The organism is Bacillus sp. Bos-x628, from assembly GCF_040500475.1.
GTDB lineage: Bacteria > Bacillota > Bacilli > Bacillales > Bacillaceae > Bacillus > Bacillus maqinnsis.
In genome coordinates this window covers 2,238,007-2,251,453 of sequence record NZ_CP159358.1, presented here as the reverse complement: position 1 = coordinate 2,251,453, position 13,447 = coordinate 2,238,007, and the positions used below count along the sequence as shown (strand labels likewise).

Genomic DNA, 13,447 nt, shown 5'->3' with positions numbered 1-13,447 from the left:
TTATTCTTAACGTCTAAAACAAAAACCTCTCAACATGTTGAGAGGTCCTAAAAATAATCTTTATAACTTTGGTCTTTCTATTTTTTCTACATTCTCTGCAATTGTTTGATAGTATTGTTTTTTAGAGATTCTTTGATAGTCACCTACGATATAGAACTCTTTTTTTGCTCGTGTAACTGCGACATTAATTAGATTTGGTTTAGAACAAGACCAATTTGCTGCTCCATCACTATTTTCATCTGTTCCTACTACAAAATAAACGATTTCAGCTTCCTTTCCTTGAAAAGTATGTACAGTTCCTACTGAGTTTTTTGTCCAAGCGTCAACTGCCTTTTTTGGTAAATCCCTTTTCTTTAAATAACTTCTAATGCTTCTTTTAAGTCCATTTTTAACTGCTGTAAAAGGAGAGATCACATAGATGTTAGGTAGCTCAGAACTCACACTCCATTTTTCATAAATTTCTTTGGAAATCCATTCTGCCTGTTTCTCAACAAATTGCCTATTGGTCGCTTTACCTTTAATATCGATCCATGCACTTTTCCCTTGTTCCTTTTCTGCTAACACCATTTTATTATCATAAGCAATTGCGTTTGAAATCGTGAACATAGGGTCTAAGCACCTACGATGAACCCATAAAGGAATACCTATCCACTCTTGATTCTTTTTATACGTGCCAATTGAATTTGCCCTATCTGCTAGTGATTGCACAGACGTTCCCAGCTCGATAAATTCATCATCAATCCCATAATACCTTTTAATATCTCCTAAAATTGTGCGATCAATAGTGACAACTGGTTCAATTTGTATTGGGTCCCCGACAACTATTGCTTTCTGCGATCTCCATAAAGCGCCGGCTGCTTGTTGAGGTGTTGCTTGCCCTGCTTCGTCAATAAATAAATAATTAATAAAGTCTTGCCCAATTCCTTCATACATCTTTCGTATACTGGCAAACGTTGTACTAATTACAGGGGTAATTAAATGTATGATTTCCCACACATTCTTCAAATGCATTTGATGATCCGCTTGATTTAAATCAAGTTTATAGCGATAATTTAACAATCGAAGGCTAGATTTAATGGCCCTATTATTAAATATTAGAAACAATTTATGAATTTTCATTGCTTTTAAGAATAACTGCCCTCTTTCAAAATTTAATTCATTTGTTATCCATATTGTATTTTTCTGTCTATCTTCATATTGGTCTTCTCCCCAGTATTCATCGCTTGGAATTTTTAAACCCTGATGAGCGCATTTATCATCAATGGACTCTTGAAATTTTATCCACCGCATTTTTATTTGATGTCTTTTCTTCTGTAACACATTACGCTTTTTTTCCAACTTATGAATTGTTGTATTTATTATGCGCCATTTTAATTTTACTTTTCGATTTCTTTCTTTATGAAAAAGTCGTTGGAAAAAATTCATATCTGATACGGTTTGAATTTCTTTTTCAATTGATTCCTTTAGTTGTAATTGTTGAATTAATTCCTGTTCTAATTTGTCCTCTTCTATCTGTAGAGAGGATAGCTCGCTGTCTATATTTTTGTATTTTTTAAAATCCTCAGACATTAATTGCAACTCTGCTTTCTTCTGCTCTACTGAATGTAAAGTACTTTTGAAATCTTCTATTGCGGCCTTCCAATCTGACAAATTGACTTTCTCTTTATCTTGTTCCAATTGTTTTATAAAAGAATTATCCCCCAAATAAAGATTTTTATAATATTGAGCAATATTCGTTGATTTCCCTAAAGCTGCTGAGAATAACCCCCAAGTTTCATCATTTCCTGCAAGAAGAGCTTTTGCAGCGAACGGATACATTGACAATTCTTCTGCTTCTGATGCATATGCTTGATCATATTCAATAAACTGACTTTTATTTTCTTTGCGTATAACCTCTTTCTTTTTGGGGAGGTCTTTCGAGATATTTTCAACTGCTCCATTATTGCTTGAAGTCACAACCATTGAATATTGTTTAATTGATTCATGCAATTCATAGATTTGATATGGGTAATTGTCTAAATCTATTTTCTTCACTTTTTTTAATGCGTCTTCAGGATTTTTAAACCGTGCCATTTTTTCAGCTCTTTCTACAATAAGGTGAGCAAACACATCTTTTAGCAACGTCGTTTTACCTGTTCCTGGTGGGCCATTGACTGAATTTATCTTCTGGCTATTATTAATTATTTGATTTACAGCTACTTGTTGCATTAATGATAACCTGTGTTCAACAGGTGATGGCCATCTACCATTAGGTAAGTATTTAGGTTGCAGTACATCTTCAATGTATGCTCTATTCTCATCTATATCTGTACGATGATCTGTCCCTTCAATAAATTGACGTAACGTTTTATTCTCACCTTTAGAAATAATGTCTCCTAAATCATCTAAGAAAAAGCTATTAAAGTTATTGTAACTGCCTTCTTGTCCTATTTTTATGATTTCCTTCTCAATATAATGGAGTCTCTGATCATCAATTCGTAAAAAGTACCGATTATACAACTTGTTTACTTTTTCTAGAGATTTTTCGGTAACACCATTGACGAAAATATCATCAACTTGTTCCTCAAATAAACGCAAATGATCTTTAAATTTCGTCATCAATTCATCATAAGTCACTTTTGAACGTTCTTTTAACAATTTCATCACATACATTAGTATAGGTACAAATAAAGAATTCTTCATATACTTACCTGTATGATCTACTAGGAAAGACATACTAAATAACATTTTATGATCGTGATTCATCATTTCTTCATTCGTGTGAAATAACTCACGTAAATACTTAACAAGCTTATATTGCTCAAAGCATCCAATATAATATCGAAATTGAATAAACTGCTTTTCTTCATTTTTCAATTTGTGCACTTCCCATGGTTTTTCCGAAAAAAGAACTTGTTCTGTTTTATGTACCTTCTCATCATGCTGAAAATGTTTTTTTTCTAAAGTGTCTCCTATTCCATTGACTGGACTAGGAGACAAAGCTTCAATTAAATGCCATGCCCTTAAAACTATTTCTACATTAGTATTTCCCATAGTTACCCTCCACTTAAAAACGTACCTTTTGATATACCAATTATTTATCCAATTTACATTAAATGATTATACACTGTAAATATTTATATCATAAATGAGGTTTATAAAATATGGCTTCCTTCTGTGTGGAGAGCCTTATTTTCAAACAAACAACTGCAGAATATCTCTATGCTAAAAATGTTTTTGTAAAGATTATTTATTCAAGTGAAAAACTCGAAGAACTCTAGTCAATCAAAGTTTTAATCAAGTATTTTATTTTAAGAATAAAAGTTACACGCTGATGATCTCTTCATGAAACAGAATGAATTTCTGTAATCGTTTACTAATTCGACGCTGTCGAGGAAGAACTAGACGCCTCATCAGCCTTCACACAATCAATCGCGACGACTAATGCAATTAAGATAGACTCCATTTCTTCCTTCAATATATCAACCTTATAACTATCACCCCAAGTGAACCATTCTTTGTTCACCTGACCGATCAATTCACTGTTCTGAAAAACTTGAAAATTCATATCCAACCAGTTACCATGTACCTCAATCCCTGCTGCATCAATCGAATATCGCGCTTTAAAAAAAGAAAACCCTTTTTTAATGGTCAACACCTCGTGGCCATTGACTTCGGTAAAAAACTAAACATCTTTTTCGTAATAACGGCGATTTCGTCTCTTTCTGTATTCAGAATGGTGAACGTCTTGGGCTCCTGCTGATCCTTTACCGTAAACTTGCCACTGAGATGAAATGCCTCCTGCTTGATATAAAGTTGTTTCATAACAGTACCTCCAATTAAGATCAAAACATTTATCAATCTTTTATATGTTCTTCACTTACAACTGATTATACCAAAAAATAGAATGTACAAAAAAACCACCTAAAGTAAGGTGGGGTTACTGATTCATCTTCAGAAACTTTATTTCATATGTTTGAAAAGCATTTTCCGTTTCTAAACTATAGAATCCTCCTTGACCTCAATCGAAAAAGGAGAAGGCTGCCCGTTGATCTTGGATAGCAAAATCATCTTCCCCCAACATTGTACTCCCTCCCGTTTAGAATAGGCCGTAATACAGAAATATGCGTGCTGCACAGGATCGCCGGCTTTGATGATGCATGTTCCTGTTTTTACTTGTTTGATTGAGGATCCATCTTTGAAGGTTTGCTAGTGATATTTGATCGATTAGTTGTTGGTTTAGTAGGTAATAGCGTATTTTTAATCATCATCACCCGAAATTTTCGGATCGAATTGAAGCAGATGATGAAAAAAGGATGTTCATAAACGTCATCTCTTCTATCTGCGTGAGAACACCACGAATCTTGCAAGGCATTCAGTGGGTTTACATTCAATTCATTCGTTTCACCATTTGGACTTTCAATGATGGTCTTTGTCTCTTTTTCGTTTGACAATATCTGTTCCATTTCCAGTTGGTTTCTTCTCTCTTCTTCATGTTTCGATAATATGTTCACCTCCCACAGAATTGTGTTATTACCGTTATTATACAAAAAAAGCTCAACAGCTACTTTTTGCTAAATTAATTTTGAGAGATCAGATCTTTATTCTTTACATTCTCAAAATACTGAGTAAACGAAGAAACACCTGAATAAGATATTGATAGATACTCTTTAGCACGAGTCATACCTATATACATTAACGGTACTTCTTTACCTTGATCCTTTTCATACTTATATGGCATTAAATCCGCCTTAACAATAAATACTGAGTGGAAATCTAGACCTTTACTACTATCAAGAGAGCAAATTTTTACCGTATCTTCCTTTGGATTAAAATTATGTTTTGTTGCTCTATTTTCAGTTATCCAATTGTAAGGAATATTCTTGGCCTTAAACGCATCTTGAATTGCTGATATATATTGGCTGTTATATCCCTGAATACGATATAAAATGGCCATTTCAGAGTAAGGTACGTTTTTCTCAAAGTGTTGATTCACTATTTGTTTAGTGACCTCCTCTATTTCTTCTTTAAAGGTACTACATCTTAAAAGCTCTACCTCTGGCCCTTTACGTTTCGTCTTTTTTGGAGGGATGATTTCAATTGTCTCTGTCTGTTCTAGTTTTAATTGATGATCTAAATTGCTATGAGTATCGTAAAACTTCCATGCAAAAGCTACAATCTGTGACGTATTACGATAATTTATATTTAAGATTCTAGATCTACCTCTAAAATCGAGTCCCGTATCTTTTACATAGCTTTTACTTTTTCGATAAATATTTTGCGCTCTATCTTCTACCAGAAGCAAAGATTGCGTCTCTTGATCTAAGCATAAACTGATGAGATGAAGCCAGCTTCCTTTAAAATCTTGTCCTTCATCTATTAAGATTGCATCATACTTTATAAGAGTTGAAGTGTCGTTTTTTATCTTTTCAATATATGTTTCAATTTCAATATCTGTAATTCCATGGTCTTTTTTAATCCATTGATGAAAGTTTAGAATTTGTATATTTTTTAAATTCGGTACTTGTTTAGATTCTAATGTTAAAATCTCGTCTAGTTCGGTGAATTTAGAATGAATAATTTGTTTAATATTTTGTTTTAAAGCTGCATTGTAACAGAGTATTAATATCTTCCAATCCGGATGTTGTTCTGCTAACATTTTTGCTCGACTTGCTAAGATTAAGGTTTTTCCGCTACCTGCTACCCCTCTAATTAACCGATGCTTATCACCAATTTGTTTAGCCAAGTTTTCCTGATGCAAATCCATCGTTTTGATGTTTCGAAAAGATAATAACAGTTTGTCTTGGTATGGGACTGGTTCGCAATCTGCCCCAACGCGTATTTCTTTGTACAGATGATAACGAATCCTTTTTAATTCATCAGATAATAGTGGTTTATTTAACTTGAAAGGAACATGAAACATATCAAACAATTTTTCTATTAAAATCTCATGATCAAATTGATCATTTTCCGGATCAATCTGATCACGGGATAAAATAAATTGTGGATCAATGACTTCATATACTTTGTTTTTTAAAAGTTGCTCTTCATGAAGTCGAGTAAATACGACACCATAACCATAAGGAAACTTTAATTTAAACTGATATTTCCCTTCTGTATTGATTAAATCAATGTCTTTTTCAAGCATTTCTTTTATTTTAAAAGCATACTCTCTTGATTGAACTAGTGGACTCTTAACTCTATGTAAATCACCAGACGAATCCAAAATTCCCCAGGTATTGTCGTTTAGCTCTCTTATTGTATTTTTGGTGTAATCTTTTACTTCCAGAACTAATACTCCTAAATCAGGGCCGATTATCACAAAATCTGGTCTAAACCCATTGATATTAGGCTCATAATGAACAATATAATCCTCGGGTAGATATTCCTTTAATGTTCGAAAAAAAATTCGTTCCCCTGCAGTAGCAGTACTTTTGATCGTTTCTGGTACGGTAATAGCCATGACACACCCCTCTAGTAATCTTTGTATATCATATATCGGAATTATTTGTTTTTTTTTTAACAAATGATATGAATTATTGAATTATACTCTATGTCGGTTTGTTGTGAGCATGTATTATGATGTTAAAAAAATCTACTAAATACACAAAACCCTATATAATTAATAAGATTATTTAAAAGAGCTACTCAGAATACACTAGTGATAGATTTCCAATTGTACAATTATAATAAAATATATACATTCTAAAATTTCGAGGTAAAATATGACTTTCAATAATTTGCATACTATGTGAATTTATTTTCTATGAGTGAACTTGAAAAAGTAAAAATTATTATATTTTATTAATGATATACGTGATTATTTTGGTAGTCTTGGAATGCATAAACCAAATAAGACTAGGTTGCGTAAAAACATTATTTCTTCTAGGGAATTTGTTAGAGGGAAAAAAACTGATTATTTCCGATTACACATTAAAACTTTTTCTTCTCTATTGGATTTATATTCATCTATTCTTAATGAAGGGAAAAAAGAGGAGATTAAGATTACTTCAGATGGATTAGTATTACATAAGGAATTATATGAAAAATCAAGGACATATCTAATAAATTTAGCTAACCAAATTAATGCTTCATACGAGCATAATATATTTGATGGTTGTGCTGTTTTAATGAGGAGATTATTTGAAATACTCTTGATTCATTCATATGAAAATAAACAATTAAGTTCTTTAATAAAAGATAGTTCTGGTAACTATAAAATGCTTGTAGATATTGTTAATAATGCAAAAACAAATACACAATTAGGACTTTCACGTAATACTAGAGAATCTTTGGATGAATTTAGGGAATTAGGGAACTTTTCTGCTCATAAAATATACTTCAATGCTAAGAAAAATGATATAGATAGAATAATTCTTAATTATAGAGCATGTATTGAGGAATTACTTTATATTTCAGAAATAAGAAAATAAGGAGGAAACTTTAATGAGTAATGCAAGAGTAAAAATAAATGTCCGTTCAGGAGAATTAGATTTTGAGGGTTCTGAGGATTTCGTTAAAGAACAAATGGACCAATTAGAAGCTATTGTTGATATTATTGCTCAACTCTATGTCGATGACAAAGATAATGAAATTGAAGAATTTATCCAAGAAGAAAGAAAAGAAGTAGAAGAAAGCAAATTAAAGACAGTTGAGATAGATCCTCTTGATGTTCCCGATATCTTTGGTGAATGGCAAAATAGATTTACTGATGATACAACCGACTTAGACAAGGCTCTGATAACAGCATATTTTGTACAAATGAATTCGGAACAAAATGAATTTAAAACCAAAGAGGTTAACGATACTCTAAAAGAGCATGGAATTAAATTATCAAATCCTTCTAGTTCACTTGATCGATTAACAGAAAAGAAACTAACATTTCAAGTTCGCAAATTAGGAAAATTAAAGTTCTTAAGAGTATCTGCTAAAGGCTTATCATACCTTAAAACTTTGATCAGAACTTAAAGTAATAGCCATTATAATGATGGCTATTACAAAATTATCTTTCGATTTAATATTATTTAGTCCTTATTACATTGAATTTCATATTTTTTTAATAAAAAACCAAAAACACCTTAACGTCCCACTTTAGTATGGTTTCTTAACAAACCCCACTCACTTATGATAAGGCTCCCCCCTCACAATCCGAAACGCTCGATAAATCTGCTCCACGAGTACCAGCCTTATCAACTGATGCGGAAACGTCATTTTCGAAAAAGATAACTTCTCATTCGCACGCTGCATGACGGCATCACTTAATCCAAGCGATCCACCTATGACGAAACATACCTTGCTTTTGCCGTAAGTTGCCAGCTTATCTATTGTATCGGCTAATTCTTCGGAACTTTTCATCTTTCCTTCGAGGGCGAGGGCGATGACGTGGGCGTCTGGGTTGATTTTGCTTAGGATGCGTTCGCCTTCTTTGTCTTTGATGATTTTCATGTCTTGATCGCTGAGGTGTTCGGGTGCTTTTTCGTCTGCGAGCTCAATGATGTTGACTTTGGCATAGGCTTGTAATCGTTTTGTGTATTCGGCTATGCCTTGTTTTAAATATTTTTCTTTTAATTTTCCGATTGTGATGATTGATATATTCACAGGTCATCCCCACCTTAAGAACAAGTTATTCATATAAGTTATCAACAATTGTGGATAAAATTTGTGTATTTTGTGTCCGATCATTCGTTCCCCACTATATATATTGCAGGTTCATCGCACAATTCACAGGTTGTGGATAACCTGTGTGTATGTTCGATTTTTCTGAATTCTGGTGGCTGTTCGTAATCATCTATGTACATGTCTAGTACGGTTTCGATATGTTCTTCACATGAAAAAAGTGCTTTGTTCATCTTCATCATTCCTCCATTATGTTCCTCGTTCTTCACAAGTATTTGGCTCATTGTTCAATATAACCGATTTATACACATGTTAATAGTTTTTTGCAACTTCACACAGCTTTTATCCACAAACAAAAGTAAAGCCTCCACTCTCTGTGAAGGCTTCCTTTCTATAAAAATGGATTATAAAATCTCGTTCCTCTTACAAGTGTGATGACTAGCGACACGATCAGGACAACGCCGACAAACAATAGCGCCACATAATCTGCCTTTTGAAAATCTTTGGCGGTAAACCATGTGCGCTTTTTATGCTTTCCAAATCCGCGCAGCTCCATTGCATTGCTAATCGTCTCAATCCGCTCTAGGCTGGAGAAAATAAGCGGCATGACGATTGATAATGCATTTTTGATTCGTCTGCCTAGTTTTTCGTTCTTCGATAAATCAATTCCTCTCGCTTGCTGAGAGATCGCAATCGTCCGAAAATCCCGCTGGATGTCTGGAATATAGCGCAAAGCAATTGCTACGGCGTATGAGATCCGGTAACTCACACCAATTCGACTTAATGATGAGGCAAATTCACTTGGATTCGTTGTCACAATAAATAAGAGCGCCGCTGGCATGACCGTCACATATTTGAGTGTAATGTTCAATTGATAGAAAAGCTGCTCAAGTGTGACATTGTACCAGCCTGCAATATGAAACAGCTCGTGCTTTGCTCCGTAGATGGCAACACCTTGCTGAGGCGCAAAGATGTAAATGGCGATGTTGTTGATCACTAAAAATATCGCCAGAACGATCACCACGAAGGGAGATATCACGAAATTTCACGTTCGATAGCTGAAAGAATACGATACTAGCAACTAGCATAAAGACTAATACGCCTGTATCATACGTGAGCATCGCTGCGGATGACCAGAGGATAAAGCAAATGAGTTTGGTTGCACCTGTCAGCCGATGAATCGGCGACAGGCGGTCGATATAGTACAGCATGTCTACAGCCATATCATTCGTTCCTTTCTGTCAACCTCAATGAAGCGATCCACGAGTTCATTTGGATTTGGCCAGTCTGCTTTCAGCGCCAGTTCATACAGCGACGTTTCCTTTAAGCTCGCCTTTTGGACAAGCAGCTGATCTGTTAGCACTTTGGAAGGTGTATCATCTGCGATTTTTTCTCCATCTGAAATCACAATCGTTCTTGTTGTGTATTCCAGCATCAAATGCATATCATGTGTAATCATTAAAATCGTGACGCCTTGTTTGTTTAGTTGCTCTAAGAACGTCATCATTTCTGTGTAATGTCTAAAATCCTGTCCGGCGGTTGGCTCGTCTAAAATGATGATCTCAGGCTCTAATGCAAGAATAGACGCAATGGTGACGCGTTTTTTCTGCCCAAAGCTGAGGGCCGAGATGGGCCAGTTCCGAAATGGATATAAACCGCATACTTTGAGGACACGCTCGACACGCTCTTTTATTTCTTCCGCCCGTATACCTCTTAGCACAAGACCTAGCGCTACCTCATCAAAGATCATTTGCTTTGAAATCATTTGATTCGGGTTTTGCATGACGACACCAATGCGTTCGGAGCGCTGTTTGATTGTGTCTCCTGTGATGTCCTCACCATTTAAAAGGATCGCTCCTTTAAGTGGTTTTTCAAACGCACAGAGTAGCTTGGACAGTGTCGTTTTGCCAGCTCCATTGGCTCCCGCAATGCTGACCATTTCTCCTTTTTTCACAGTAAAGGAGATGTTTTTGAGCGTGTTTGGTCTTGTGGGGTAGTCAAAGCTAAGATCCCGCACTTCTAACAAATCGTACGCTATTTTCTCTTCCTTTGCCTGATGCTCTATTTCCATCCACTGTTTGATTTTTTGCTTGGCATCGTCATCTAAGGTCAGACGTTTTAAGTCGGCTAGCTGCCCGCTTGACCTCACCTGAATCCCTGCATACTTCATCGCCTTCACATATAATGGCTCTCGCAAATTTGCCTCTTCCAAAACATTCGAAGCGAGTAATTCATCTGGTGTCATATCTGCTGCAATGGTTCCGTCGTGGATGACGATAATTCGATCTACATGGCGGTACAGTACATCCTCTAATCGGTGCTCGATCATGACAACTGTCTTTTTCGTTTCCTTTTGCAATCGGTCAATGAGGTCAATGACTTCCTTGCCTGTTGCGGGATCAAGGTTCGCAAGCGGTTCATCAAAGAGTAAAATGTCGACATCATTTACAAGCACGCCTGCAATGGCGACACGCTGTTTTTGACCACCTGACAGCTCATGTACGGATGATGCCAGCTTGCCGTCTACTTCTGTTAATCTCGCCGCTTCTTCTACACGAGCCGTCATCTCTTCACGTGCTACCTGGTCATTTTCTAGCGTAAACGCAATATCTTCTGCAACCGTCAGACCGATAAATTGTCCATCAGGGTCTTGCAGGACCGTTCCGACGAGCTGTGAGAGGGAGAAAATGCTCTCCTTTTCTGCATCCTTTCCGCCGATGTGAAGACTTCCTTCCATTGATCCTTTATAAGACGCAGGAACTAGCCCATTAATACAATGGGCTAGTGTGCTTTTTCCCGATCCAGACGGGCCTGCTATTAAGACTTTTTCACCTTCATAGATGGTCAGGTTGATGTCTTTCAATGTCGGTTCTGACTGACTACGATATTTGAATCCGAAATGTTCGAATTGAATCATCGGTTTCTTCATTTATGTGTTCCACCTTGCTTCATGATGTTTCCTTAGACAGGCTGCCGCTTTTGCTTCTCGTTTTTGCATAAGCTGCAATGATGATCGTACCAAGTATACCCACTGTCATGATGTTGGATATACCTGCCACAATTCCTTGTGCGAATACTTTTTTAGCGGGTTCAGCATAGATCACAATATCAAGCACAGGGGCAATGACAAACCAGCCAAGTGCCTGCGCTCCTACTTGTACTGCATTAAAGAGCGTAATCTTTTTCCAGCCGAAGTCTCCCTCTTCTACATTTAATCGTTTTGAAATGAAGCCGATCAACAAACCAACGATACCCGAAACGATAATCCAGCTCCACCAAGGGCCGAATGTGGTGGCATCTTTAATAAGATGGCCTATAAAACCAATGAGTGCGCCTGCAACAGGACCAAATAACACAGCCATTAAAGCAAGGAATGCGTACGATGTTTCAATTTGTGTATTCGGAATGCCAGTTGGAATCGAAACGAAGCGTCCTAAAATGACAAAGACGGCTGCGCCAATTCCGATGGCAACGACAGTTTTCGTTGAAAGTTGTTTACCTGCCATGATGTTTCCTCCTTCTTATTCGTATATAATGCGCGGAGCTTTTCGAATCGAAAGGCGCCAGCCTGTGCCTGTACCGATGTTATAAGCCTTTGCAAATGACCCTTGATTGATCGCCACACCTAGATGGTCGAGTGAATTGACATATACGAGTGGTTCGCCTACCTTTAAATCGGCAAAAGATCGTCCATAGGTCATGATATTTTTATACACATTTTTTGGTCCGTTGGCAATGGTAACTTCTATTGCATCACCATAATTAATTGAAAGCTGTTCAAATAACGTGTAATGGATGTTTGTCCAAAGGTTTCCGAATCTGACATCCAAAATATCAATCGTCCCTGTGATGACCTCACCTTCTGCATAAGCCTTTACAACTGGAAGGTGAATAATATCATCAATATTCGCCTTTGGTCCTACCTCTTCAAAGGAAATCACGCCTGAAGCGATTCTCGCCCCTGTATATGCATAAATATCTCTTCCATGGAATGTATGTGATTTTCCCGACTTCGGCAGCCGGTTGATGGTTTCATCTAAATAACGGGCTTCGACAATCCCAATATCCTGTGCGACGTGCGTGAGTGTCCCGTTATCTGGCGTAATGATATAGTGTGAACTTGTTGTTTTGACGACAAGACTCTTGCGCTCTGATCCAACGCCCGGGTCAACAACGGAGACGAAGACGGTTTCCTCCGGCCAGTATGTGACGGTTTGGAGCAGGCGATAAGATGCCTCCCAAATGTCATATTGCGGAATGTTGTGTGTTAAATCAAAAATGCGAATGTTGTTGCTGACCGTATTTGCCACTCCATACATTGCACTGACAGCACCATCATCAATGCCGAAATCTGATTGTAAAACCAATGCATGTTCACTCATGTCAATCTCCCTTTCATTTGAAAAATGGTTGTGTGTTTCACGTGGAACATTTGTATGAAAAAAGTGGAAAATAAAAAATACCCCATCCTTATCTTTGAATCATAAGGACGAGGTATTTGTCTCGTGGTACCACCTTTATTTACTGTTTGCTCACGCTAAACAGCCTCTACAAGTACAAAGTTCCAATCTGGCTCATATACTGTGGATTTGATAACGAGTACCAATTCTCGTCGTGACCTACTAATATCAAAGATACGTTCAGCACGAGGCTCAGAGACCATTTTTCGAATCATTATTTTTTGCTTCTTTTCAGCGACCGAAGCTCTCTGTGAAAAAATTGATGATTGTACTTTCTCTCGTCATTGCCTGTTCTTATTTTGAGTTAACGCTATCATACATGATGTTTTTTTATAAATCAAGATATAATTCTGAACATTTTTAAAAATAAATTAATTTCTGTTGGAAGAGTC

Annotated in this window: 10 protein-coding genes, 2 pseudogenes and 1 other annotated feature; of the genes and pseudogenes, 2 read left to right on the top strand and 10 right to left on the bottom strand. The window is 36.3% G+C overall.

Going from position 1 to position 13,447, the window contains the following annotated elements:
- Window positions 1-60: 60 nt before the first annotated feature.
- The 4 genes and pseudogenes from ABVJ71_RS11680 to ABVJ71_RS11665 form a co-directional block, all read right to left on the bottom strand.
- A complete protein-coding gene (locus ABVJ71_RS11680) occupies window positions 61-3,033 on the bottom strand; it encodes an ATP-binding protein (RefSeq protein WP_353854152.1) in 2,973 nt (990 codons plus the stop codon).
- Window positions 3,034-3,355: 322 nt separating this feature from the next.
- Window positions 3,356-3,804 (bottom strand): annotated as a pseudogene (locus tag ABVJ71_RS11675) (LURP-one-related family protein).
- Between the two features lie 347 nt (window positions 3,805-4,151).
- Window positions 4,152-4,493: a hypothetical protein gene (locus ABVJ71_RS11670; RefSeq protein ID WP_353854151.1), complete on the bottom strand. Its 342-nt coding sequence runs from the start codon at window positions 4,491-4,493 to the stop codon at window positions 4,152-4,154.
- Between the two features lie 65 nt (window positions 4,494-4,558).
- Window positions 4,559-6,442: a 3'-5' exonuclease gene (locus tag ABVJ71_RS11665; RefSeq protein WP_353854150.1), complete on the bottom strand. Its 1,884-nt coding sequence runs from the start codon at window positions 6,440-6,442 to the stop codon at window positions 4,559-4,561.
- A gap of 376 nt (window positions 6,443-6,818) precedes the next feature.
- On the opposite strand from ABVJ71_RS11665, the gene ABVJ71_RS11660 reads away from it, so the two are divergent.
- Window positions 6,819-7,412: a DUF4145 domain-containing protein gene (locus ABVJ71_RS11660; RefSeq protein WP_353854149.1), complete on the top strand. Its 594-nt coding sequence runs from the start codon at window positions 6,819-6,821 to the stop codon at window positions 7,410-7,412.
- A gap of 13 nt (window positions 7,413-7,425) precedes the next feature.
- Window positions 7,426-7,947: a hypothetical protein gene (locus ABVJ71_RS11655; RefSeq protein ID WP_353854148.1), complete on the top strand. Its 522-nt coding sequence runs from the start codon at window positions 7,426-7,428 to the stop codon at window positions 7,945-7,947.
- Between the two features lie 150 nt (window positions 7,948-8,097).
- Here ABVJ71_RS11655 and rlmH read toward each other — a convergent pair whose 3' ends face one another.
- The 6 genes and pseudogenes from rlmH to ABVJ71_RS11625 all read right to left on the bottom strand — a co-directional run bounded on the left by rlmH (window position 8,098) and on the right by ABVJ71_RS11625 (window position 12,977).
- Window positions 8,098-8,577: a 23S rRNA (pseudouridine(1915)-N(3))-methyltransferase RlmH gene (gene rlmH, locus ABVJ71_RS11650; protein ID WP_353854147.1), complete on the bottom strand. Its 480-nt coding sequence runs from the start codon at window positions 8,575-8,577 to the stop codon at window positions 8,098-8,100.
- An 80-nt stretch (window positions 8,578-8,657) separates the two neighbouring features.
- A complete protein-coding gene (locus ABVJ71_RS11645) occupies window positions 8,658-8,828 on the bottom strand; it encodes a CxxH/CxxC protein (protein WP_353856645.1) in 171 nt (56 codons plus the stop codon).
- A gap of 158 nt (window positions 8,829-8,986) precedes the next feature.
- A pseudogene (locus ABVJ71_RS11640) lies at window positions 8,987-9,818 on the bottom strand (energy-coupling factor transporter transmembrane component T).
- Entirely contained in the window at window positions 9,809-11,524 is a 1,716-nt protein-coding gene (locus ABVJ71_RS11635) for an ABC transporter ATP-binding protein (protein ID WP_353854146.1), read from the bottom strand. The pseudogene ABVJ71_RS11640 and the gene ABVJ71_RS11635 overlap by 10 nt, the downstream one beginning before the upstream one ends.
- Window positions 11,525-11,543: 19 nt before the next feature.
- Entirely contained in the window at window positions 11,544-12,101 is a 558-nt protein-coding gene (locus ABVJ71_RS11630; RefSeq protein WP_353854145.1) for an ECF-type riboflavin transporter substrate-binding protein, read from the bottom strand.
- A 15-nt stretch (window positions 12,102-12,116) separates the two neighbouring features.
- Complete coding sequence (locus ABVJ71_RS11625) at window positions 12,117-12,977, bottom strand: S-adenosyl-l-methionine hydroxide adenosyltransferase family protein (protein WP_353854144.1); 861 nt, start codon at window positions 12,975-12,977, stop codon at window positions 12,117-12,119.
- Between the two features lie 100 nt (window positions 12,978-13,077).
- Window positions 13,078-13,349: a binding site (T-box leader), on the bottom strand.
- Window positions 13,350-13,447 lie beyond the last annotated feature (98 nt).